Annotated in this window: 21 protein-coding genes; 8 read left to right on the forward strand and 13 right to left on the reverse strand. The window is 74.5% G+C overall.

What is annotated here, in order from left to right:
* Positions 1 to 63 precede the first annotated feature (63 nt).
* Positions 64 to 2,652 carry a 1,4-alpha-glucan branching protein GlgB gene (glgB, locus tag ATL51_RS11095; RefSeq protein WP_100878572.1) on the forward strand — a complete coding sequence of 863 codons (2,589 nt, stop codon included), beginning with the start codon at positions 64 to 66 and terminating at the stop codon, positions 2,650 to 2,652.
* A gap of 123 nt (positions 2,653 to 2,775) precedes the next feature.
* On the opposite strand, the gene ATL51_RS11100 is transcribed toward glgB, so the two are convergent.
* The 3 genes from ATL51_RS11100 to ATL51_RS11110 form a co-directional block, all read right to left on the reverse strand.
* A complete protein-coding gene (locus ATL51_RS11100) occupies positions 2,776 to 4,032 on the reverse strand; it encodes an MFS transporter (protein ID WP_100878573.1) in 1,257 nt (418 codons plus the stop codon).
* Positions 4,033 to 4,075: 43 nt separating this feature from the next.
* The gene (locus tag ATL51_RS11105) at positions 4,076 to 5,395 is read right to left on the reverse strand and encodes a glycosyltransferase family 87 protein (RefSeq protein ID WP_100878574.1); all 1,320 of its coding nucleotides are present in this window, start codon (positions 5,393 to 5,395) and stop codon (positions 4,076 to 4,078) included.
* A 123-nt stretch (positions 5,396 to 5,518) separates the two neighbouring features.
* On the reverse strand, positions 5,519 to 6,466 hold the full coding sequence (locus ATL51_RS11110; protein ID WP_301548992.1) for a tetratricopeptide repeat protein: 948 nt from the start codon (positions 6,464 to 6,466) through the stop codon (positions 5,519 to 5,521).
* A 473-nt stretch (positions 6,467 to 6,939) separates the two neighbouring features.
* On the opposite strand from ATL51_RS11110, the gene ATL51_RS11115 reads away from it, so the two are divergent.
* Positions 6,940 to 7,185 (forward strand): hypothetical protein, encoded by a 246-nt coding sequence (locus ATL51_RS11115; RefSeq protein WP_073578488.1) that lies wholly within the window; start codon positions 6,940 to 6,942, stop codon positions 7,183 to 7,185.
* Between the two features lie 163 nt (positions 7,186 to 7,348).
* Here the strand turns inward: ATL51_RS11115 and ATL51_RS11120 are convergent, their stop codons facing one another.
* Positions 7,349 to 8,152 (reverse strand): alpha/beta fold hydrolase, encoded by an 804-nt coding sequence (locus tag ATL51_RS11120; protein ID WP_100878577.1) that lies wholly within the window; start codon positions 8,150 to 8,152, stop codon positions 7,349 to 7,351.
* Positions 8,149 to 8,463 (reverse strand): thiamine-binding protein, encoded by a 315-nt coding sequence (locus tag ATL51_RS11125; protein ID WP_100878578.1) that lies wholly within the window; start codon positions 8,461 to 8,463, stop codon positions 8,149 to 8,151. Before ATL51_RS11125 ends, ATL51_RS11120 begins: the two co-directional genes overlap by 4 nt.
* 65 nt (positions 8,464 to 8,528) lie before the next feature.
* Here ATL51_RS11125 and ATL51_RS11130 point away from each other — a divergent pair, with 65 nt between their 5' ends.
* Positions 8,529 to 9,032, forward strand: coding sequence for a MarR family winged helix-turn-helix transcriptional regulator (locus ATL51_RS11130; RefSeq protein ID WP_073578491.1), 504 nt, complete (start codon positions 8,529 to 8,531; stop codon positions 9,030 to 9,032).
* Positions 9,033 to 9,042: 10 nt separating this feature from the next.
* Here the strand turns inward: ATL51_RS11130 and ATL51_RS28145 are convergent, their stop codons facing one another.
* Positions 9,043 to 9,237, reverse strand: a complete 195-nt coding sequence (locus ATL51_RS28145; RefSeq protein ID WP_157818318.1) for a hypothetical protein — start codon at positions 9,235 to 9,237, stop codon at positions 9,043 to 9,045.
* An 84-nt stretch (positions 9,238 to 9,321) separates the two neighbouring features.
* Between ATL51_RS28145 and ATL51_RS11135 the strand changes: the two genes are divergently transcribed.
* Entirely contained in the window at positions 9,322 to 10,407 is a 1,086-nt protein-coding gene (locus tag ATL51_RS11135; RefSeq protein ID WP_100878579.1) for a hypothetical protein, read from the forward strand.
* Between the two features lie 18 nt (positions 10,408 to 10,425).
* Here the strand turns inward: ATL51_RS11135 and meaB are convergent, their stop codons facing one another.
* Positions 10,426 to 11,418, reverse strand: a complete 993-nt coding sequence (meaB, locus tag ATL51_RS11140; protein WP_100878580.1) for a methylmalonyl Co-A mutase-associated GTPase MeaB — start codon at positions 11,416 to 11,418, stop codon at positions 10,426 to 10,428.
* A gap of 75 nt (positions 11,419 to 11,493) precedes the next feature.
* Complete coding sequence (locus ATL51_RS11145; protein WP_073578592.1) at positions 11,494 to 12,681, reverse strand: acetyl-CoA C-acetyltransferase; 1,188 nt, start codon at positions 12,679 to 12,681, stop codon at positions 11,494 to 11,496.
* A gap of 138 nt (positions 12,682 to 12,819) precedes the next feature.
* On the opposite strand from ATL51_RS11145, the gene mce reads away from it, so the two are divergent.
* The 3 genes from mce (at position 12,820) to ATL51_RS11160 (ending at position 16,281) form a co-directional block, all read left to right on the forward strand.
* Positions 12,820 to 13,278: a methylmalonyl-CoA epimerase gene (gene mce, locus ATL51_RS11150; protein ID WP_100878581.1), complete on the forward strand. Its 459-nt coding sequence runs from the start codon at positions 12,820 to 12,822 to the stop codon at positions 13,276 to 13,278.
* Positions 13,279 to 13,467: 189 nt separating this feature from the next.
* Positions 13,468 to 14,799 carry a crotonyl-CoA carboxylase/reductase gene (gene ccrA, locus ATL51_RS11155; protein WP_100878582.1) on the forward strand — a complete coding sequence of 444 codons (1,332 nt, stop codon included), beginning with the start codon at positions 13,468 to 13,470 and terminating at the stop codon, positions 14,797 to 14,799.
* A 132-nt stretch (positions 14,800 to 14,931) separates the two neighbouring features.
* On the forward strand, positions 14,932 to 16,281 hold the full coding sequence (locus tag ATL51_RS11160; RefSeq protein ID WP_157818319.1) for a coiled-coil domain-containing protein: 1,350 nt from the start codon (positions 14,932 to 14,934) through the stop codon (positions 16,279 to 16,281).
* 112 nt (positions 16,282 to 16,393) lie between these two features.
* Here ATL51_RS11160 and ATL51_RS11165 read toward each other — a convergent pair whose 3' ends face one another.
* From ATL51_RS11165 to nucS, 4 genes are all read right to left on the reverse strand, one after another.
* Positions 16,394 to 16,630, reverse strand: coding sequence for a hypothetical protein (locus ATL51_RS11165; protein WP_083474308.1), 237 nt, complete (start codon positions 16,628 to 16,630; stop codon positions 16,394 to 16,396).
* A gap of 113 nt (positions 16,631 to 16,743) precedes the next feature.
* Positions 16,744 to 18,528 (reverse strand): 3-hydroxyacyl-CoA dehydrogenase family protein, encoded by a 1,785-nt coding sequence (locus ATL51_RS11170; protein ID WP_073578495.1) that lies wholly within the window; start codon positions 18,526 to 18,528, stop codon positions 16,744 to 16,746.
* A 139-nt stretch (positions 18,529 to 18,667) separates the two neighbouring features.
* Positions 18,668 to 20,200 (reverse strand): aldehyde dehydrogenase family protein, encoded by a 1,533-nt coding sequence (locus ATL51_RS11175; RefSeq protein ID WP_392567365.1) that lies wholly within the window; start codon positions 20,198 to 20,200, stop codon positions 18,668 to 18,670.
* A gap of 62 nt (positions 20,201 to 20,262) precedes the next feature.
* The gene (gene nucS / locus ATL51_RS11180) at positions 20,263 to 20,922 is read right to left on the reverse strand and encodes an endonuclease NucS (protein ID WP_100880646.1); all 660 of its coding nucleotides are present in this window, start codon (positions 20,920 to 20,922) and stop codon (positions 20,263 to 20,265) included.
* A 45-nt stretch (positions 20,923 to 20,967) separates the two neighbouring features.
* Between nucS and ATL51_RS11185 the strand changes: the two genes are divergently transcribed.
* On the forward strand, positions 20,968 to 21,504 hold the full coding sequence (locus ATL51_RS11185; protein ID WP_392567398.1) for an NUDIX domain-containing protein: 537 nt from the start codon (positions 20,968 to 20,970) through the stop codon (positions 21,502 to 21,504).
* On the opposite strand, the gene ATL51_RS11190 is transcribed toward ATL51_RS11185, so the two are convergent.
* Entirely contained in the window at positions 21,505 to 22,743 is a 1,239-nt protein-coding gene (locus ATL51_RS11190; RefSeq protein WP_100880647.1) for a cytochrome P450 family protein, read from the reverse strand.
* Between the last annotated feature and the right edge of the window lie 3 nt (positions 22,744 to 22,746).

Genomic DNA, 22,746 nt, shown 5'->3' on the forward strand with positions numbered 1-22,746 from the left:
CGATCCGGCAACACTGTGCGACCGCGCGCGGCGGGCGTTCGTCACCCGCAGTACGGTTCCGCAGTGACCTCCGAGGAGACCCGAGCGACCCGCTCCGAGACCGATGCGTACGCACCGGACCAGGCGACGACCGACCGGCTCCTGGGCGGTGCCCACCACGACCCCCACTCGGTGCTCGGCGCGCATCCGCACGTCGACGGCACCGTGGTCCGTGTCCTGCGGCCGCACGCCGTCTCGGTGACGGTGCTGCCCAACGGTGACCGCGCGCAGGCCTGCGAGCTGACCAGGGTGCACGACGCCGGACTGTTCTCCGGCCTCGTCCCCGGCTCCGGCGGCGACTACCGGCTGCTCGTGACCTACGGCGACGGCGCCGGCGGCACGACCGAGCAGACGGTCGACGACCCGTACCGCTGGCTGCCGACGCTCGGCGACATGGACCTGCACCTCATCGGCGAGGGACGGCACGAACGCCTGTGGGACGTCCTCGGCGCACACGTCCGGGACTACGACACCCCCTCCGGCCCGGTCGCCGGGACCAGCTTCGCCGTCTGGGCGCCGAACGCCCGCGGTGTGCGGGTCACCGGTGACTTCGACGGCTGGGCCGGCTGGACGCTGCCGATGCGCTCGCTGGGCAGCTCCGGGGTCTGGGAGGTGTTCCTGCCCGGCGTCGGCGTCGGCGACCGCTACAAGTTCCGCATCCTGGGCCCCGACGGCCGGTGGCGGGACAAGGCCGACCCGATGGCCTTCGCCACCGAGATCCCGCCGCAGACGGCGTCGGTCGTGACCCGCGACGTCCACGAGTGGACCGACGACGCGTGGATGGCCGACCGCGCGCAGCGCCGACCGCACGCGGAACCGATGAGCGTCTACGAGATGCACCTCGGTTCCTGGGTGCCGGGGCTGGACTACCGCGAGATCGCCGAGCGGCTGGTGGCCTACCTGGACACCACCGGGTTCACCCACGTCGAGCTGCTTCCGGTGGCCGAGCACCCGTTCGGCGGGTCCTGGGGCTACCAGGTGACCTCGTACTTCGCCCCGACCTCGCGGTTCGGCACGCCCGACGACTTCCGGTACTTCGTCGACCGGCTGCACCGCGCGGGCTACGGCGTGATCGTCGACTGGGTGCCCGCGCACTTCCCGCGCGACGAGTGGGCGCTGGCCCGCTTCGACGGCACGGCCTGCTACGAGCACGCCGACCCGCGCCGCGGCGAGCAGCCCGACTGGGGCACGCTCGTGTTCGACTTCGGCCGCAACGAGGTGCGCAACTTCCTCGTCGCGAACGCGCTGTACTGGCTCGAGTCGTTCCACATCGACGGCCTGCGCGTCGACGCGGTCGCCTCGATGCTCTACCTGGACTACTCCCGTGCCGACGGCCAGTGGCTGCCCAACGTCCACGGCGGCCGGGAGAACCTCGACGCGGTGGCGTTCCTGCAGGAGATGAACGCGACGGTCTACCGGGAGCACCCGGGAGTCGTCACGATCGCCGAGGAGTCCACCGCCTGGCCGGGCGTCACCCGGCCCACCTACATGGGCGGTCTCGGGTTCGGGCTCAAGTGGAACATGGGCTGGATGCACGACACGCTCGACTACACCGGGCGCGACCCCATCCATCGCAGCTACCACCACAACCAGATGACCTTCTCGCTGATGTACGCGTTCAGCGAGAACTACGTGCTGCCGATCAGCCACGACGAGGTCGTGCACGGCAAGGGGTCGCTGTGGACCCGGATGCCCGGTGACGACTGGAACAAGGCCGCCGGGGTCCGCGCACTGCTGGCCTACATGTGGGCGCACCCGGGCAAGCAGCTGCTGTTCATGGGCGGCGAGTTCGGGCAACCGCGCGAGTGGTCCGAGCAGCGGTCGCTGGACTGGCACCTGCAGAGCGACGACCCGCTGCACGGCGGGATCACCACCCTCGTCGGGGACCTGAACCGGACCTACCGCGCGCAGTCCGCACTGTGGTCGCGCGACACCACCCCGGACGGCTTCGGCTGGATCGACGCCAACGACGCGCAGGGCAACGTGTTCTCGTTCCTGCGCCACGGCGTCGACGCCGAGGGCCGCGCCACCGTGCTGGCCTGCGTCGCGAACTTCTCCGGCTCCCCCCGCGAGGACTACCGGGTGGGGCTGCCGTTCGCCGGGAACTGGACCGAGGTCGTCAACACCGACGCGTCGGCCTACGGCGGGTCCGGGGTGGGCAACCTCGGGCGGGTCAGGGGCGAGCAGGTCATGTGGCACGGCCAGCCCGCCTCGGCGGTGCTGCGGCTCCCGCCGTCGGGTGTGCTGTGGCTGGTGCCGGAGGAGACCGGCGGCCCGGTGCTGTCCGCCCCGGCGCAGGAGGCGGCCCCGGCCGCGACGGTCCCGCCGCCGCTGCCGGCCGCCGCGCTGCCCGACGAGCCGGAGGACACCGACGTCGAGGCGCCGGTGACCCCGGACGACGACCTGCGGGTCTCCGCCGCCCCGGCGGACCCGGCCGACCTCGTCGACCCGGGGCCGGACGACTCCGGTGACGTCCCGGACGCCGGTCAGGTGTCCACCTCGGTCGCGCCCGCACCCGGCACCGTCGGTGTCCGGGCGGTGCGCACCGGGACGTTCGTCAACGGGAGCTCCGGGACGGGTGCGTCGGACACCGGGACCACCGCGGGCGACTGATCTCCGCCGTGCGACCGGTCCGGCCCCTCGCCGGGCCGGTCGCGGGCAGGCGGACGGTCGCCGTCGACCGGTGGCCTGCGCGACGGCTCGTCGTCGGGGCCCATCCAGACGCGCGCCATCGGCTCACCCCGTCACGCGCCGGTCGCCGGGTACGGCCAGTACCGCCAGGGCCCCCAGCGCGGCGACCGCCCCGAACGCGAAGAAGCCCCACGGGTAGGCGAGGCCCGCGGTGAGCAGCACACCGCCGAGGAGGGGCCCGCAGATCGCGCCGAGCCGGCCGATCCCGCTGGCCGCCCCGAGCGCCGAGGCCCGCGCGTGGTCCGGGTAGTGCCGGCTGACGAACGCGTAGACCAGCACCTGCGAGCTGAACACGAACACGCCCGCGAGCAGGACGCTCACGTAGATCCCGCCGCCGGGCAGCGGCACCGCGAGCAGCGCCAGGAAGACCGAGCCCGCGACGAACCAGCCGACCGTCGCCGTGCGCAGCCCGATCCGGTCGGCGACCCGGCCCGCGACGAGCAGACCGACGATCGCGCCGACGTTCAGCACGAGCAGCTGGGCCAGCGCCGCGTCGAGCCCGTACCCGGCTACCCGCATGATCTGCGGCAGCCAGGTGTTGAGGCCGTACACCAGCAGCAGCCCCATGAACGAGGCGACCCAGAACGCGACCGATGAGCGCAGGTAGCCGTCGCGGACGAGCTGGGCGACCGGGTTGCGCGACCGTGGCCCGGCCGGTGCGGCCGTCGCGCGGGCCTCGGCGGGCAGCGTGTCCGGCAGGTACCGGGCCAGCAGCGGGACCAGCACGATCGCCGGGAGCGCACCGAGCACGAACATGGGCCGCCAGCCCCAGACCGGGATGACCAGGATCCCGAGCAGCGAGGTCGCGACGGCTCCGACGTGGTAGCCGGTCATCAGGGTCGTGGTCGCGCTGCCGCCGCGCCCGGGTCCGCTGTGCTCGTTCACCATCGCCAGCGCCACCGGCAGCACCCCGCCCAGGCCGAGCCCGGCCAGGAAGCGCAGTGCGCCGAACGTCCACGGGCCGGTCGCGACCGCGCACAGCAGCGTCAGCACGGAGAACGCGACGACGGTCGCCAGCATCGCCCGGCGCCGTCCGACGAGGTCGGCGAGCGGGCCCGCGGAGAGGGCGCCGGCCATCACACCGAGCAGCCCGGCGGTGGACACCAGCGACGCCGTCGCCGGGGTCAGGCCCCAGGCGGGCTCCTCCAGCAGCGACGGCAGCACGACGCCGAGCACCACCAGGTCGAAGCCCTCGAGCGCCACCGCCGCCCAGCACAGTGGGGCCACCCAGCCCCCGTGGCGGACAGCGCCGGGGGCGGTGGTGGGTCCGCGGGCGGGGTCGGGCCGTGACGTCTGCGCCATCCGGGAGCCTCCTTGCGTCTCGGGTGGCGCGGAGTCTGGACCGTCAGGCCGGTGCGCGGGCCGATTCTTCCGCAGAGCGGAAGGACCCGCCGGGGACCGGTCCGGTCGCCGGACGCAGCAGTGACCACCAGGTCACCAGGAGCACCGCCGTGTAGAGCGCCCGCCCGAGCGGGGTCGCCCAGCCGCCGTCGGCCCACAGGTCCGACCAGCTCACCGGGACGACGGCGAGACACCCGATCGCGACGACGACCCGGCGGCGGGTGTCCCCCGCCTCCCCGGACGCGACGAGCGCCAGCAGCCCGGGCACGAGCAGCAGCAGGTAGTTGTGCCACGCGATCGGCGCGGCCAGCAGACCGGTGGCGAGCACCGCGAACAGCGCCGTCCCGCCCGGGTCGGTGCCCACGGCCGGGCCGACTCCGTGCCGGCGGGTACGCCGCCCGAGGTGGACGAGCGTGCCGGCCGCGACCGCCGCGCCCACGAGGGCCCCGACGACGGTCGGGATCCCCCAACGCAACGCCTGGCCCGGGAGCGACGCGTTGTCCGGGGTGGGGCCGACCGGCTCGGCCAGCGCCATCGCCAGCCACTGGAACGCCGTCGGCCACCCGGCGACGGCGACGCCGACGAGCGTCGCGACCGCCGCGGCGGCGATCCCGGCCGCGAACGGCCGCCACCGGGCCTGCACGGCGGGGAGCAGCAGCACCGGCGCGAGCGAGGGCTTGAGGGCGACCGTCACGCCGTAGCAGGCGGCGGCCAGCACCGGGTGCCCGCGCCGTTCGGCGACCCAGCCCGCGGTCAGCCCGGCCAGCAGCAGCGGGTAGATCTGGCCCAGCAGCAGCGTCCCGTGCAACGGCGACGACGCCAGCACCACCACGAGCGCGCCGGTCGTCCAGCGGCGGCCCAGCCGCAGCTCCCGGCAGACCAGCAGCACCGACCCTACGACGAGCAGCACCGACAGGGCCGTCAGCAGCCGGTAGCCGGTGACCGGGTCGAGCAGGGCCAGCGGCGCGAGCAGCACCGACAGCAGCGGCGGGTTGAGGTTGTGCAGGCGGGCGCCGGTGTCGTAGATCGCGGCGCTGCCCGGGCCGTGCTGGACCAGCGCGTGCGCCGAGGCCCGGAAGGTGTCGAAGTCGACGTGCATCCGCGCGATGTCGGTCGCCGGGATCCAGCGCAGCAACGGCGGGCCGCCCAGCAGGACCAGCAGTGCAGCGGCCACGAGCGCGGCGACGGCGACGATCGGCGCCACCGGCCGGGCGAGGCGGTGCACGGCGTCGCCCGCCGCGCGCGCCCGCCGCGCCGTCCGCCCGGTCCACCCCGTCCGCACGGGGTCCGCCGCGCCGGGGCCCGACCGGAGGTCCGCGGTCACCGCGTGTCCCGCTGACCGGCCGCGGCCGATGCGGCCCCGGTCCTCGTGGGCACCGGATCCGGCGGCCGCGGGGTCCGCGGGCGGACCACCGGCGGCCGGTGGGTCATCGGGGCGGGGTCCGGCTCAGAACAGGGCGCGGGCGAGGGCGCGCCGGGCCGTGGCGACCCGCGGGTCGTCGGCCGGGAAGAGCTCGAAGAGCCCGACGAGGTGCCCGCGGGCCCGGTCACGGTCCTCGCCCCCGGTCCGGGCGACGGTGCCGACCAGCCGGGTGAAGGCGGCCTCGACCCGGTCGGCGGCCAGCTCGGCGTCGGCCGCGGCGAGCTGGGCGTCGAGGTCGTCGGGCGCGGCGTCGGCCCGCTCGATCGACGACGGGTCGGCCTGCTCGGCCCGGGCGAGGAAGCGGACCTGCGCCAGCGCCGCCTTCGCCTGCTCGTTGGCGGGCTCGGAGTCGAGGATCGCGGTGTAGGCGGCCTCGGCGGCGGCGTAGTCACCCTGTTCCAGGGCGTCCTCGGCTGCGGTGAAGCGCGGGTCCTCGGGCTCCTCGACGGGCTCGTCCGAACCGGCTGCGGCCGCCCGGCGCTCACCCTCGGCGATGGCCGGCATCCGGTCGCGCAGCGCGTCGAGCAGGGACGTCACCCATTCGGCCACCCGGTCCTCGGGGATCGCGCCGTTGACCGCGTCGACCGGCTGACCGCCGACGAGCACGACCAGCATCGGGACCTGCTGCACGCCGAAGGCCTGGGCGACCCGGGGCTGGGTGTCGATGTCGACCCGGGCCAGGCGCCAGGCGCCGCCGCCGGTCGAGGCGAGCCGCTCCAGCTCGGCCGACAGCTGCTCCTCGCGCGGGTAGCGGCTGGCCCACAGCTCGACGACGACCGGGACCTGCAGCGACGGCTCGAGGACCTCGTTCTGGAAGCCCTGCTCGGTCGCGTCGACGACCCAGGAGCCCTCGCCCCCGCCGGTCGCGGGTGGACCACCCGCCGCACCGCCGGACGGGGCGGGACGATTCGCCGCATCGGCACGGGCCTTCAGCCCGGAGAGGTCGACCGCCCCGGCCATGGCCGAGGACATCGCCGCACGCTGGGCCGCCTGACGAGGATCTGGGCGAGACACGCCGTCCATCCTGGCACGTCCGTGTGTCCGGCGTGACACGCCCCGCCCGGTGACACGCGCCCCCGCGCGACGGGTGCGCCCCGGCCGGTCGGCGTCATCCCCTCGCCGACTCGGGCCCTGTCCGCTTTCGGCCCGTTCCCTCCCCACCCCCGGGCGACGCTCACCGGCCGGCCGCCCCTGTGCCGTTCGGTCGCCGGGCCCAGCCCGCGGTACGGGGCCGCACGACCGAGGACGAGGACGACGGTGCTCCCACGATCACCGGACCGGCGGAGCAACACCGGGCGTCGTCACTCGTTGAACACCCTGCAGGGACTCGATGTTGACTCTGCGTGACCGCGGCGGGGCGTTCCCCCGGTTGCCCCACCCCGCGGTTCCCTTCCCCGACAGAACGACCGCCGGCACCCCGGCGCACAACGGAGGGCTCCAACCCGATGAGCAACATGCAGACGACCGACAAGCCGACCCTGGCCTACGCGTCGCTGGCGCTGGGCATCATCGCGATCGCCGCGTTCCTCGTCCCGATCGCCGCCTGGATCCTGGGTGCCGCGGGCCTGGTCGCCGGCTTCCTCGCCTACCGCAAGCCGGGCATGGCCAAGCTCGCCCAGATCGGCATGACCGTCAGCTTCGTCGGCATCCTCGCGGGCGTGTACTACTTCTCGACGATCATGGCGGGCTGACGACGGCCCTCCTCGCGGTACGCCGCGACGACGACACGGCCTCCGGACCCGGTCCGGATGCCCGACGGCCGGTGACGGGTCTCCCGTCACCGGCCGTCGTCGTCCCGGCCCCCGGCGCTCCGGTGACCCCGCCCCGGTGCGCGTCGGCCGGCGGGGCCCGTCGTCAGGCCGGCGCGGCGAGCCCGGCCAGCAGCTCCGCCGTCTCCTCCGGCCGGGTGAGCATCGGGAAGTGCCCGCCCGCGAGCTCCACGAGCCGCGCCCCGACCCGGTCCGCCTCCCGCCGTCCCGCGACGGGGCTGACGACCCGGTCCTCCGCGCACACCACCGACACCGTCGGCACCGCGGGCCACGACGACACCGGGCACGGCTCGGCGAGCAGCGACCAGTCCTGCGGGCGCAGCTCCGCCGCCGCGTCCGCGACCACGGCCCGCCCGTCGCGTCCCGCCGCGTCGAGCTCGTCGGCGACGCCCCGGTAGAGCCCGTCGGCGACCGCCCGTGCGTCCGGCCAGTACGTGCTGACCCCCGGGCCGCGACGGACCTCGGCGTCGTAGCCGGCGACCATCAGGTCGCGCTCGGCACGCATCCGGTCCCGGTAGGGACGACCCGGCTCGGGGACGAGCGCCGCGACCAGGACCAGCGCCCGGACCCGGTCGGCGATCCGGTCGGCGGCCGCGGTGGCCACGAGGCCGCCGAGCGAGTGGCCGACCAGCACGACCGGCGGACCGTCGCCCCGGGGACCGGGCCCGCCCGGCCCGTCGCCGGCCCCGGACAGGACCGCGCCGACGAGCTCGGCGTGGCCGACCCCCGGCTCGTCGGACGGGAGGTCCGGCGCGCCCGCCGCCACACCCCGGGCCGCCAGTGCCTCGGCCACCGGCGCCCACGACACCCCGCGGTGCCAGGCGCCGTGGACCAGCACGACCCGTGCCGGACCGGGTCCCCCGGCCCCCGGTCCGGCCGGGGCGCTCACGCGCCGCCCCCGCGCAGGTGCTCCTCGACCCGCTCCACCTTGGCCTGCAGCTGCCCCTGGTGCCCGGGCCGGATGTCGGCCTTGAGGACCAGGCTGACCCGCGGCGACACGGCGGTGACGGCCTCGACGGCGCGCTTGACCACCGCCATCCCCTCGTCCCAGGTCTCGGACTCGATCGTGGTGAACATCGAGGTGGTCTCGTTCGGCAGGCCGGACTCGCGGACCACCCGGACGGCCTCGGCGACGGCCGCACCGACGCTGCCGTCCCCGGAGTCCGATCCGGACGGGGCGATGCTGAAGGCGAAGAGCATGCCGACACCGTGCCACGCCCGGCGTGCGGAACGGATCCGGTCACGGCACTTGCTAGCGTCGGGCCATGGCATCCCGCGGGTCGCTCCCCTTCGACCCGATCCAGCGTGCGGCCGAGCTCTGGGAGGAGCGGGTCGGCCCCGCGCGCACGATGGCGACGGTCACCAGCGTGATGCGGGTGCAGCAGATCCTGCTCTCCGCCGTCGACACGGCGCTGCGGCCGCACGGGCTGACCTTCGCCCGCTACGAGGCCCTGGTGCTGCTGGACTTCGCGCGCCGCGGCAGCCTCCCGATGCGGGTGATGGGCGAGCGCCTGCAGCTGCACCCGACGAGCGTGACCAACATCGTCGACCGCCTGCAGGGCGACGACCTCGTCCGGCGGGTGCCGCACCCCACCGACCGCCGCGCCACCCTGGTCGAGCTGACCACCGAGGGGCGTGCCCGGCTGGAGAAGGCCACGGCCGCGGTGACCGGCATCGACTTCGGCCTGTCCGGGCTGGACCCGGCCGAGGAGGAGCAGCTGACCGCGCTGCTGCGCTCGGTGCGCCGCGCCGCCGGCGACTTCGCCTGATCCGCGCACCTCAGCCGGCCCGTCTCCGCCGTCGCGGCCCGCCCGGTGGCGGACCGCCGTGTCCCGGGCCGCGCCAGTTGCGCATCACCGATCCGCGGGGCGGCCGGGGCCACAGCATCCGCCGCACCGCGGCCCGCCCGGCCAGCGCTCCGCTGAGGCCGGACAGACCCACGCACGCCAGGTAGTCGATGAGGTCCACGGGCACGCTCCGGAGGATTCGGGGGTGGTGGTGACGCAGGTTGCGTCAACGGTGTTGACCCTACGACGGGGCACCGACAGAATCGGTCGCGTGCACGCTCCACCGCCCTCTGCCGACCGGCCCTCCCCCGCCCGGCCCGGTACCGGCGCGGCGCTGCGGGCGGCGCGCGACCGGCGGGGCTGGTCCCAGTCCGAGGCGGCCCGCGCGCTGGCCGCGCTCGTCGCCGGGAGCGGCGGCACCGCGCGGGCCGCGAGCCTGAAGACCCAGCTGTCGCGCTGGGAGAACGGCCACGCCGTCCCGGACGCCGCGCACCGCGCACTCCTGGCCGAGCTGTACGACAGCACCCCCGCCGGGCTCGGCCTCGCCGACGCGACCGGACCGGACCCCCTCGACGGGGCGGCGCGGCTGCGTGCGGCGCTGGAACGGGCCGCGGCCGTCGGGGAGGAGGAGCTGGACCTGCTGCGCGCCCAGTGGGCCGCCACCACCGCGCTGGACGACCGGCTGGGCACGGCCGCCGCCCACGACGCGGTGGCCGCCGTGGTCGCCCAGCTGCGCGAGCCGGCCGCGCACGCGCGGGACCCGCGCCGGGTGCGGGCGCTCACCGGGCTGCTCGCCGCGGCCGCGCTGCGGCTCGGGGACCAGGAACGCGACCGTGCCGCCCCGGACCGGGCGTGGGCGGCCTACGTCGAGGCGGAGTCCGCCGCCCTGCGAGCCGGTGACCCGGGCACCGCGGACGAGGCCCGGCACCGGCGGGAGCGGCTGCTGGCCGAGCTGCCGGCCGTCGACGCGCAGGACGGTGCTCCGGATCCGGTCGGAGCGCACGGCGCCACCGGACGGCGCGCGACCACCTCGACGGGCGCCGCCGGGCCCGGGGATGCCGCCCCCGGGGGCGAGGCCGGACACAGCGGCGGGACCGGACGGGCCGGCCCCGGGCCCTGCCCGACCATCGACGTCCACACCGCCCCCGCGTGGCTCACCGTCGCCGACGGCCCGCCGCAGAGCCCGGTCCGCGAGCGCACCGACCTCGCCCTGGACGAGGTGCTCGCCGCCCTGCGCGACGGCGACGGCCCCGCCGCGCGGGCCGCCCACGCCCGGGCCCGGGCACTCGCCCTGCGCAGCGGGTCGCAGCGCGTCCTCGACCGGCTCGCGACGCTGCCCGGGGCCACGCCCCCCTGACCGGGGGGGGGCATCGGCTCAGCCCGACTGTTCCAGCAGCTCGTCGGCGGCGGCCCACGGGTCCAGCTCGCCGCCCAGCACCCGCTCGGTGAGGGTGTCGAGCGCGTCGCCGCCACGCACCCGTTCCATCCGGGCCCGGACCTGTTCCATCCCGATGCCCTCGATCTCACGGCGCGCCCGCTCGCGGCGCCGCCGCTCCCGTTCACCGGACTTCTCGGCCCAGGCGAGGTGCTCGTCGAGGGCGTCGGCGACGGCCCCGATCCCCTCCGAGCGGGACGCGACCGTCGAGAGCACCGGCGGCTCCCACGGCTCGGTGCCGATGCTCGTTCCGCCTGCGCTCCTCTCGGCACCGTCCGGAATGCGCAGGTGCAGCATGTTCCGCAGCTCCCGCACCGTGCGGCGGGCCCCCTCGCGGTCGGCCTTGTTGACCACGAAGACGTCGCCGATCTCCAGGATCCCGGCCTTGGCCGCCTGGATGCCGTCGCCCATCCCGGGCGCGAGCAGCACGACGGTGCTGTCGGCGAGCCCGACGATCTCCACCTCGGACTGCCCGACACCGACGGTCTCGATCAGCACGACGTCGCAGCCCGCGGCGTCGAGTACCCGCAGGGCCTGCGGCGTCGCCCAGGACAGCCCGCCCAGGTGCCCGCGGGTGGCCATCGACCGGATGAAGACGCCGTCGTCGTCGGCGTGGTCGCCCATCCGCACCCGGTCGCCCAGCAGCGCCCCGCCGCTGAACGGTGAGGACGGGTCCACCGCCAGCACCCCGACCCGGCGTCCGCGCGTCCGCAGCTCGGTGACCAGCGCCGACGTCGACGTCGACTTGCCCACCCCCGGGGACCCGGTCAGCCCGACGACGTGCGCGCGCCCGGTGTGCGGCGACAGCGCCGCCGACACCTCCCGCAGCTGCGGGCCGGCGTTCTCCACCATCGAGATGAGCCGGGCGACGGCGAGCTGCTCGCCGCGGCGAGCGCGTTCCACGAGTTCGCGGGGGTCCGGCGGTCCGGGCACGGTCGGCCTCCTTGTCGGGGAGCGGATGCACGTCGGCCCCCGCCGAGGCGGGGGCCGACGTGCATCACACGGGGATCAGGCCTGGGGGACGCGCACGATCAGCGCGTCGCCCTGGCCACCGCCGCCGCACAGCGCGGCCGCACCGACGCCGCCGCCGCGCGCCTTGAGCGCGAGCGCCAGGTGCAGCGCGATCCGCGCGCCGGACATGCCGATCGGGTGGCCGAGGGCGATGGCGCCGCCGTCGACGTTCACCTTCTCCTCGTCGATGCCGAGCTTGCGGGCGGAGACGATGCCGACCGCGGCGAAGGCCTCGTTGATCTCGACGAGGTCGAGGTCGGCGGGCTGGATGCCCTCCTTCTCGCACGCCTTGGCGATCGCGTTCGCGGGCTGCTCGTGGAGCGAGGCGTCCGGACCGGCGACGACGCCGTGGGCGCCGATCTCGGCGATCCAGTCCAGGCCCAGCTCCTCGGCCTTGGCCTTGCTCATCACGACCACGGCGGCCGCGCCGTCGGAGATCTGGGAGGCCGACCCCGCGGTGATGGTGCCGTCGGCGGCGAAGGCGGGCCGGAGCTTGCCGAGGCTCTCGGCGGTGGTGTCGCCGCGCACGCCCTCGTCGGTCGAGAAGACGACCGGGTCGCCCTTGCGCTGCGGGATCTCGACCGGGGCGATCTCCTGGTCGAACGTGCCGTCCTGCGCGGCGCGGGCGGCGCGCTGGTGCGAGCGGGCGGAGAAGGCGTCCTGCTCCTCGCGGGTCAGGCCGTAGCGCTCGTTGTACTTCTCGGTGGAGGCACCCATCGCGACCTGGTCGAACGCGCAGAACAGACCGTCGTAGGCCATGTGGTCGGTGAGAGTGGCGTCACCGAACTTGGTGCCCTCGCGGGACTTGGTGAGCAGGTGCGGGGCCTGGGTCATCGACTCCTGGCCACCGGCGACGACGATGTCGAACTCGCCGGCGCGGATGAGCTGGTCGGCCAGCGCGATGGCGTCGACGCCGGACAGGCAGACCTTGTTGATGGTCAGCGCCGGGACGTCCATCGGGATGCCGGCCTCGACGGCGGCCTGACGCGCCGGGATCTGTCCCGCGCCGGCGGTGAGGACCTGACCCATGATCGTGTACTGGACCTGGTCGGGGGCCACACCGGCGCGCTCGAGCGCGGCCTTGATGGCCACGCCGCCCAGCTGGGCCCCGGAGAAGCCCTTCAGGGAGCCGAGCAGACGGCCCATCGGGGTGCGGGCGCCGGCGACGATCACGGTTCCGGACACGGGGTCCTCCATCAGGCTTCGTTGTCAGGTGGGCCGCCACCATACCCACGGCCACGACCCGTCCGGACGCACCGAACGGTGGGGGTGACCAGTGGCACAGGCACCTACCGACGAGTAGAACCGGTAGCTTCTGCCCCCATGACGACAACCGAGGACGCCCTGTCGCCGCTGGTCCTGGCCGTGGACCACGTGGGCATCGCGGTGCCCGACCTGGACGAGGCCATCCGCTGGTACGCGGAGAACCTGGGCCTGGTCGCGGTGCACACCGAGACCAACACCGAGCAGGGCGTGCGCGAGGCCATGCTCGGGGCGCCCGGCGAGGCGGCCGGCGCCACGAAGGTGCAGCTGCTCGCCCCGCTGAACGAGGACTCCACGATCGCGAAGTTCATCGGGCGCAACGGCCCGGGGCTGCAGCAGGTCGCCTACCGGGTCACCGACGTCGCCGCCGCGGCGGACGCGCTGCGGGCGAAGGGCCTGCGCCTGCTCTACGACGCCCCGCGCCGCGGCACCTCGAATTCGAAGGTCAACTTCGTGCACCCGAAGGACGCCGGCGGGGTGCTGGTCGAGCTCGTCGAGCCGGCCGCGGACGCGCACTGACGGACGAGGCACGACCCCGTCCCGAAGGACAGTACGCACGTCCGGTGGGGTGCATCACGAAGCGCACTTCGGGTATCACCCTCACCGGCGACCTACGGTTAAGATACTACGCAGTAACTTGCGGTATCCCAAGCATCATCGGGTGAGCCCACCCGACTCCCCTGACAACGTCGCCATCGGAGGCCACCAGTGAAGGACATCCGCGACGCCATCCTCGCCGGACGGTTCACCGACGTCGGAGGCCTGGAGGTGCCCGAGCACTACCAGGGCGTCACCGTCCGCGCCGAGGACGCGGACATGTTCGAGGGTCTGACCACCAAGGAGAAGGACCCGCGCAAGAGCCTGCGCGTCGAGGACGTCCCGGTCCCCGAGCTCGGCCCCGGTGAGGCCCTCGTGGCCGTCATGGCCAGTGCGATCAACTACAACACCGTCTGGACCTCCATCTTCGAGCCGGTCTCGACGTTCAGCTTCCTCAAGCGCTACGGCAAGCTCTCGCCGCTGGCCAAGCGGCACGACCTGCCCTACCACGTGGTCGGCTCCGACCTCGCCGGCGTCGTCGTGCGGACCGGGCCGGGCGTGAACAGCTGGAAGCCGGGCGACCAGGTCGTCGCGCACTGCCTCTCGGTCGAGCTGGAGAGCCCGGACGGGCACTCCGACACGATGATGGACCCGGAGCAGCGCATCTGGGGCTTCGAGACCAACTTCGGCGGCCTCGCCGAGCTGGCCCTGGTCAAGTCCAACCAGCTGATGCCGAAGCCGGACCACCTCACCTGGGAGGAGGCCGCGTCCCCGGGCCTGGTCAACTCCACCGCCTACCGTCAGCTGGTGTCGAAGAACGGCGCCGACATGAAGCAGGGCGACGTCGTGCTGATCTGGGGCGCCTCCGGCGGCCTCGGCTCCTACGCCACCCAGTTCGCCCTCAACGGCGGCGCCACCCCGATCTGCGTCGTCTCCTCGGAGGAGAAGGCCCAGATCTGCCGCGACATGGGCGCGGAGCTGGTCATCGACCGCAACGCCGAGGGCTACAAGTTCTGGAAGGACGAGACCACCCAGGACCCGAAGGAGTGGAAGCGGCTCGGCGCGAAGATCCGCGAGCTCACCGGCGGCGAGGACCCCGACATCGTCTTCGAGCACCCGGGCCGCGAGACCTTCGGCGCCTCGGTCTACGTCACCCGCAAGGGCGGCCAGATCGTCACCTGCGCCTCGACCTCGGGCTACATGCACGAGTTCGACAACCGCTACCTGTGGATGAACCTCAAGCGGATCGTCGGCTCGCACTTCGCGAACTACCGCGAGGCCTACGAGGCCAACCGGCTCGTCGCCAAGGGCATGATCCATCCGACGCTGTCGCGGGTGTACCCGCTGACCGAGACCGGCCAGGCCGCCAACGACGTCAAGCAGAACCTCCACCAGGGCAAGGTCGGCGTGCTCGCGCTGGCTCCCGAGCAGGGACTCGGTGTCACGAACCCGGAGAAGCGCGAGAAGCACCTGTCCGGCATCAACCGGTTCCGGGGCGTCTGACCCCCGTTCGGTCACCCGGAGGCCCCGTCCGTGTCACACGGACGGGGCCTCTGTCCATAGCGGGGTGAACCCTGTGACCCTCGGCGGGAGAACTCACGGCTGTGGAACGTCGGCGACGGTACGGTGAACGACATGGCCGGTGACCACGATGTGCCCGTACCCCGGACCGGTTTCTCGATCGCGCGCCGCGGCTACGACCAGGCGCAGGTCGACAGCCACCTGCGCCGGCTCGACGCCGAGGTGCGCATGCTGGCGGCCGACCGTGACGCGGCGGTCGCCCAGAACACCCGGCTGAGCCGCGAGCTCGACGACGCCCGTACCCGCGCCGAGGCCATGCAGCAGCAGGTCAACCGGCTCGCCGGCCCGCCGCAGAGCGTGCAGGGCATGAGCGAGCGGCTCCGGTCGATGTTGCGTCTCGCCGAGGACGAGGTCGCCGAGATGCACGCCGCGGCGGACCGCGAGATCGCCGAGAAGCGCCGCCGGGCCGAGGAGCACGCCCGCACCGTCGTCGAGGACGCGCGCGTCCGGGCCGAGCAGACCCTCGCGCAGGCCGAGGCCACGGCCGCGGAGGCCGCGCACCGGTCCGCCGAGCGGGAGCGCGCCGTCGAGGAGAAGCAGTCCCGCGTCGAGCGGGAGCTGGCCGCGCTGCGTGAGCGCACCGAGGCCGAGCTCGCCGAGCGGCGACGCGTCACCGAGGCCGAACTGGCCGAGCAGCGCACGACGACCGAGCGCGACCTCGCCGAGCAGCGCAGCTCCACCGAGCGCGAGCTCACCGAGGCCGAGCGCACCGTCACCGCCCGGATCACCCGCGCCGACACCGAGGCCCGGGAGAACCGCGAGCAGGTCGAGCACGACTTCCGGATCGCGATGGACCAGCGCCGTACCGAGGCGCTGACCTCGCTGTTCGCCGAGCGCGACGCGCTCGAGGCCGACATCTCGCGCCGTGAGCGCGAGGCCGCGGAGCGGATCCGCCGCGACCTGGACCAGGCCCGTACCGACGGCGAGAAGATCCGGTCCGACGCCCGCCGGGACGCCGAGGAGACCACCTCCGCCGCCCAGCGCCGCGTCGAGCAGCTCATCGGGCTGCGCGCACGGGTCGCCGAGCAGCTGCGTGGCGCGCGGTCGCTCATCGAGTCCGGCGTCGACGACCTCGATGCGGGCCCGGCCCTGGCCGACCTGCCCGCCGACGAGCCGCCCGCGGGGCAGGCCCCCGTCGAGCAGCCCCCGGCCGGGATCAGCGAGCCGCGGACCACCGTGGCTCCCGCCGCGCCGGGCGCGGCCGACACCCCCGCGAGCACGCCCCGCACGGTCGAGGAGGCCGTCGCGGCGAAGGAGCGCCGGCCCGCCGCGGCCGCGGAGACCCAGCCGGAGCCCCCGGCCGGGCCGGCGGGCAGCGGGAGCTCCGGGTCCGGCCGCCCCCGGCCCTCGCCGCGGGCCCGCAGCAGCTACGGCGGCAGCAAGCGCACCGCACGCACCCGCTGAGCGGGACCCGTCCGCGCGGCGCGGTACGGCCGGGAACCGGCCCCGCGCGGCGCGGGACCGCCGGGAGCCGCACCGCGCCGCCCGGTACCGCCGGGAACCGGCACCGCGCCTCTCAGTGCCGCCGGAAGCCCGCCCGCCGACGGTCGCGCGCGTTCCAGCACGGCAGGTGCCAGTGCCGCCGCTCCTCGACCCCGCGGCCGTCCTCGGCCGGCCAGGTCACCACGTGCGGCATCCCCGAGGGCAGCAGCTGGTCGCAGCCGGGGCACCGGTAGTGCTTCACGGTGGTGCCGCCCGGCACCCGGCGGACGTAGTGCTCGCCGTCGCGGCCGCTCTCCAGGTCGGTCGTCATGCCGCTGCCCAGCGGTGGTGCGACGGGACGGCCCCGCCCCCGTTCCGAGGGGCGGGGCCGTCGCGCACGCCGTCCTGCCATGTCCCCCAGTGTCCCAGGGGTGCCGGGATCCCTCAGCGCTTGGTGTAGTCCCGGAAGCCGTGACCGGTCTTGCGCCCGAGCCGGCCCGCGGTGACCAGGTGTTCCAGCAGCGGCGCGGGGGCGAACCCGGCCTGGTGGAACTCCGCGTGCAGCGAGCGCTGGATCGCCAGCGACACGTCGAGACCGACGACGTCGAGCAGCTCGAACGGGCCCATCGGCAGCGCACAGCCGGTCTTCATCGCCGCGTCGATGTCGTCGGCGGTCGCGTAGTGCGCCTCCAGCATCTTGACCGCGTCGTTCAGGTACGGGAACAGCAGCGCGTTGACGATGAACCCGGCCCGGTCACCGCAGCTGACCGGGACCTTCTTCAGCTTCTGGCACACGTCGAGGACCGTGGCGGCCACATCGCGCGAGGTGCCGATCGTGGACACCACTTCGACCAGCTTCATCACCGGTGCGGGGTTGAAGAAGTGCATGCCGATCACGTCGCCGGGGCGGCTCGTGACCGCGGCGCACTCGACGACGGGCAGCGAGGACGTCGTCGTCGCCAGGATCGCGCCGGGCTTGCAGATCTCGTCGAGCGCGCCGAACATCGCCCGCTTGACGTCGAGCTCCTCGGCGACGGCCTCGACGACGAGGTCGACCTCGGCCATGTCCTCCAGCGCGGTGGTGCCGCTGATCCGGGCGAGGACGGCGTCGCGGCCCGCCTCGTCCAGCTTGCCGCGCGCGACCGCCTTGTCCAGGGACTTGCGCACCAGCGCGACCGAGCCCTCGACCTTGGAGTCGCTGCGCCCGCGGACGACGACGTCGTAGCCGGCCTTGGCGAACACCTCGACGATGCCCGAGGCCATGGTGCCGGTGCCGATCACGCCGACCCGCGCCACGTCGCGCAGGGTCACGTCGTCGGGCACGGCCGAGGCCGGGGTCTCACCGTCGGCGACGACGGTGGAGCTGTGCGGGGCGGAGTAGGTGTAGAAGCCGCGCCCGGTCTTCCGGCCGAGCAGCCCGGCGGTGATCATCTGCTTGAACACCGGGTTCGGCGCGTGCATCAGGTTGCGCGACTCGCCGTACATCGTCTCGAGGATCTCGTAGGCGGTGTCGAGGCCGATGAGGTCGAGCAGGGCCAGCGGGCCCATCGGGTAGCCGCAGCCGTAGCGCATGCCGGCGTCGAGGTCCTCGCGGCTGGCGTAGCGCTCGGCGTACATCTTCGCCGCGTGGTTCAGGTAGCCGAACAGCAGCGCGTTGGCGATGAAGCCGGCGCGGTCGCCGATGACGACCGGGACCTTGCCGAGGGAGTCGGCGAACGCCTGGACGTCGGAGATGACGTCGGGCTCGGTGACGACGGTCCGCACGACCTCGACCAGTTTCTGCACCGGTGCCGGGTTGAAGAAGTGCATCCCGACGACCTTGCCGGGACGCGTGGTGCGCACGGCCAGCTCGGTGACCGACAGCGACGAGGTGTTCGAGGCGAGGATGGTGTCCTCGGCGACGACCTTGTCGACCTCGGCCAGCAGCGCGGTCTTGGCGTCCAGGCTCTCCGGGATGGCCTCGACGACCAGCTGCGCCGGCGCCAGGTCGGCCAGGGTGGTGGTCACCGTGATGCGACCGAGGAGCTCGTCGGCCTGCTCACGGGTGAGCTTGCCGCGCTCGATGGCGCGGTCGGTCGAGGCCGCCAGGTGGGCCCGGCCACGCTCCCCCGCCGCCTCGTCCACCTCGACGGCGACCACGTCGAGACCGTTGCGGGCGAAGACCTCGACGATGCCCGCCCCCATCGTGCCGAGGCCGACCACTCCGACGGTCCGGAACTCACGTGCCACGCTGCAACCTCCTGGTTCGACAACCCTGTCTTCCGCGTCGTCGCGCATCCTGTCATCCGGAAGCGCTACCAGTGGGTAACATGCGACCAGGACCACCCCGACGTGCGGGAACGGTCCTGGTCGTCGGGTGAGGGGCCCCTCAGCGCCCGTGGCGGGCCTTCACGATCCCGACCAGCGTCTGCATCGTGCGCGCGGTCCGCTTGAAGCTGGTGACGACGATCGGCATCCCGAACCGCTGCCGGGCGATCGACTGGGCGCGGGTGAACTCGCGCAGGCCGTCGGCGCCGTGGATGCGTCCGAAGCCGGACTCCCCCACCCCGCCGAAGGGCAGCGACGGGATCCCGGCGAAGGAGATCACGCCGTTGATCGAGACCATCCCGCAGCGGAGTCGCTCGGCGATCCGCTCGCCGTGCTTCGCGGAGAACACGGTCGCGCCGAGGCCGTAGCCGGTGGCGTTGGCGCGGCGGACCGCCTCGTCGACGTCGGGCACCCGGTTGACCACGACCAGCGGGCCGAAGGTCTCCTCGGTGACCGCGACGGAGTCCTCGGGCACGTCGGCGATGACGACCGGCGAGATCGACCCGCCCTGGGCGGGCACCGAGTCGGCGCCGCCGACGATCGCGCGGCCGCCGCGCTCCAGGGCGTCGGTGACGTGCCGGCGCACGATCTCGGTCTGCGACGGCATCGTCATCGGCCCGAGGTCGCCCTCGTTCGTGGCCGTGCCGACCTGCAGCTTCGACGCCGAGGCCCGCACCTTCTCCAGGAACCGGCCCGCGACGGACTCGACGACGTAGACCCGCTCGACCCCGACGCAGGTCTGGCCCGCGTTGGACATGCCGCCCCAGACGGCGGCGTCCGCGGCGGCGTCGAGGTCGGCGTCGGCGTCGACGATCAGCGGGTCCTTGCCGCCGCACTCCATGAGCACCGGCACCAGGTTCTCCGCGCAGGAGGCCATCACCCGGCGGCCGGTCGCGGCGGACCCGGTGAACGCGATCTTGCCGACGCCGGGGGCGCGGCACAGCTCGGCGCCGGTCGGCCCGAACCCGGTGACGACGGTCAGCAGCGGGTACCGACCCACCTCGGGAACGGCCTCGGCGAGCGTGCGGGCGATCTCGTGCCCGACGCCCGGGGTCAGCTCCGAGGGCTTGAACACCACGGTGTTGCCGGCGGCCAGCGCGTAGGCGATCGAGCCCATCGGTGTGAAGATCGGGTAGTTCCACGGCCCGATGACGCCGACGACGCCCAGCGGCCGGTACGCCACCGACGCCGCCTGGTTCGCCATCAGCAGGCCCGGGGAGACCGAACGCTTCCCGAGCACCTTCGCGGCGTTGGCCGAGGCCCAGTCCAGGTGGTCGATGGCGAGCACGACCTCGAGGCGGGCGTCGTCGAGCGGCTTGCCGGTCTCGGCGGCGACGACACCGGCGACCCGGTCGAGCTGCGCGACCAGCACCTTCTTCCAGGCCGCGAGCCGGCGACGGCGTTCGGCGAACCCGAGCCCGTCCCACCACACCCCGGCCTCGCCGGCGTCACGGACGGCGGCACGCACGTGCTCACCGTCGTGGACGGGGTAGCGGGCGAGCTCCTCCCCGGTGCGCGGGGAGAGGGACGCGAAGTCCCCCGAGGCGGGCACGGCGGCGGTCGTGGGGGCGGAGTCAGCGGCGGTGGCACTCACGTGGTCAGGCTAGACGCCGTGGCAGGGCCCGGCCGGGCCCGCGCTGGCCCGGCGGGGCCGCCTCAGAACAGGAGCAGGTCGTCGCGCGCCATCCCGCGCAGTGCGTCGTAGTCGACGGTCACGCAGCGGATCCCGCGGTCGACGGCCAGCGTGCGGGCCTGCGGCTTGATCTGCTGGGCCGCGAACACCCCGTGCACCGGCGCGAGCAGCGGGTCGCGGTTCATCAGGTCCAGGTACCGGGTGAGCTGCTCGACGCCGTCGATCTCCCCGCGACGCTTCACCTCGACCGCGACGTGCGCGCCGTTCCCGTCGCGCAGCAGCAGGTCGACCGGGCCGACTGCGGTCATGTACTCGCGGCGGACCAGCGTGTGGCCCTCCCCGAAGGTCTCCGGGTGCGCGGCGAGCAGCTCCTGCAGGTGCGCCTCGACGCCGTCCTTGACCAGGCCGGGGTCGACGCCGAGTTCGTGGCTGGAGTCGTGCAGCACCTCGTCGATGGTGATGACCAGCGACTCGTCGGCCTTGTTCTTCACCGTCCACACGCCGGGCTCCTCGGTGAGCCAGCACGGTGGCGACATCCAGTTGAGCGGCTTGTAGGCGCGGTCGTCGGCGTGGATGCTCACCGAGCCGTCCCGCTTGACCAGCAGCAACCGGGGGGCCATGGGCAGGTGGGCGGTCAGCCGTCCGACGTAGTCCACCTGGCAGCGGGCGATGACGAGACGCACCCGGCTCACTGTAAGGCCGGGTGGAGGGATCATCCTGGGCGGGTGATCGAGCAGACCTCGAGCCGCCAGGTGTACGCCAACGACTGGATGACCGTCCGGGAGGACGGCATCCGGCGTGCCGACGGCACCGGGGGGATCTACGGCGTCGTCGACAAGCCCACCTACGCACTGGTGATCCCCCGCGACGACGACGGCCGTCTGCACCTGGTCGAGCAGTACCGCTACCCGGTGGGCGGCCGCCGCTGGGAGTTCCCGGCGGGCACCGCGCCCGACCGGGCCGACGTGGACCCGGCCGAGCTGGCGGTGCGCGAGCTCGTCGAGGAGACCGGGCTGGCCGCGGCGCGGATGACCCTGCTCGGCACGCTGGACTGCGCGCCGGGCATGTCCAGCCAGCGCGGTCACGTCTACCTCGCGACCGGGCTGACCGCGGGCCCGCCGCGCCGCGAGCACTCCGAGCAGGACATGCGCGCCGCCTGGTTCACCCCGGCCGAGCTGGCGGCGATGGTGGGCCGCGGCGAGCTCACCGACGCCCAGTCCCTCGCCGCCTGGACACTGCTCACCCTGTACGACGCGGGCACCTGATCACCCGGTGAGCACCGGCAGCGCCGCCACCCGGCTGAACCCGGGGCGGGGCAGCCAGGCGACCTCCGCGGCCGGCACGGCGAGCCGCAGGCCGGGGAAGCGTTCGAACAGCATCCGGAAGGCCACCTCGCCCTCCTGCCGGGCCAGCGCCGCGCCCAGGCAGTAGTGCGCGCCCTGCCCGAACCCGAGGTGTCCCTCGCCCCGCCCGGTCTCCCGGGCGACGTCGAGCTCGTCGGGCCGGTCGTAGGCGCGCGGGTCGTGGTTGGCCGGCAGCAGCCCGGCGATGACCGGGGTCCCGGCGGGCACGACGGTGCCGCCCAGCTCGACGTCGACGGTCGGGTATCGGAACTGGGTGAACTGCACCGGGCCGCGGGCGCGCATCAGCTCGTGCACCGCGTCCGGCCAGCCCGCCGGGTCGGCCCGCAGCGCGGCGAGCTGGTCCGGGGCGCCCAGCAGCGCCAGCACGCCGTTGGTGACCAGGTGCGCCGTCGTCTCGTGCCCGGCCATGACGATCGCGAAGATCATCGTGACCATCTCGCGGTCCGAGAGGCGGTCGCCGTCGTCGTCCTGGGCGGCGATCAGGGCGCTGACCAGGTCGTCGGCGGGCTCGGCCCGGCGGGCGTCGACGAGGGCGTGCACGTGGGCGATCGCCGCCCGCAGCGCGGGCCCGGTCCGCTCGCGGTCCATCGTGGTCAGCACCGCGCCCCATTCGTGCCACTGCGGGCGCTCGGGCTCGGGCACCCCGACGAGCTCGCAGATCACGGTGATCGGCAGCGGATAGGCCAGCGCCTCCACCAGGTCCACCGGCGCGCCACCGGCCCCGGCGGCGGCGACCTCGTCGAGCAGGGCGGCGGTGATCTCCTCCACCCGCGGGCGCAGCGCCGCCACCCGCTTCACCGTGAACGCGCGCGACACGAGCTTGCGCAGCCGGGTGTGCTCGTCGCCGTCGGTGGTGAGGATGTTGCGCACCAGGTAGCCCGCGACGTCGTCCGGAACCCCCATCGTCGCCATGATCTTCTCGCGGGTGTCCGGCCCACCGGCGAGCACCGGATCGGTCACGAACCGCGGGTCGGTCAGGACCGTGCGGACGTCGTCGTAGCGGGTGACGAGCACGGCGGGCGGGCTGCCCAGCATCGTCACGGTGGTGGTGGGCGCCTGCTCGCGCATCCGCCCGTAGGCGGTGTACGGGTCGGCGGTGACGGCCGGGTCCATCAGGTCCACGGCACTCGGTGCGGCCATCTC

It is taken from the genome of Pseudonocardia alni (assembly GCF_002813375.1).
In the GTDB taxonomy this organism is placed as follows: domain Bacteria; phylum Actinomycetota; class Actinomycetes; order Mycobacteriales; family Pseudonocardiaceae; genus Pseudonocardia; species Pseudonocardia alni.

Coding starts and splice junctions, on each gene's coding strand:
- ATL51_RS11100 (WP_100878573.1), bottom strand. CDS start 4,032: ATGGCGCAGACGTCACGGCCCGACCCCGCCCGCGGACCCACCACCGCC.
- ATL51_RS11110 (WP_301548992.1), bottom strand. CDS start 6,466: ATGTCCTCGGCCATGGCCGGGGCGGTCGACCTCTCCGGGCTGAAGGCC.
- ATL51_RS11115 (WP_073578488.1), top strand. CDS start 6,940: ATGAGCAACATGCAGACGACCGACAAGCCGACCCTGGCCTACGCGTCG.
- ATL51_RS11125 (WP_100878578.1), bottom strand. CDS start 8,463: ATGCTCTTCGCCTTCAGCATCGCCCCGTCCGGATCGGACTCCGGGGAC.
- ATL51_RS11130 (WP_073578491.1), top strand. CDS start 8,529: ATGGCATCCCGCGGGTCGCTCCCCTTCGACCCGATCCAGCGTGCGGCC.
- mce (WP_100878581.1), top strand. CDS start 12,820: ATGACGACAACCGAGGACGCCCTGTCGCCGCTGGTCCTGGCCGTGGAC.
- ATL51_RS11160 (WP_157818319.1), top strand. CDS start 14,932: ATGGCCGGTGACCACGATGTGCCCGTACCCCGGACCGGTTTCTCGATC.
- ATL51_RS11165 (WP_083474308.1), bottom strand. CDS start 16,630: ATGACGACCGACCTGGAGAGCGGCCGCGACGGCGAGCACTACGTCCGC.
- ATL51_RS11190 (WP_100880647.1), bottom strand. CDS start 22,743: ATGGCCGCACCGAGTGCCGTGGACCTGATGGACCCGGCCGTCACCGCC.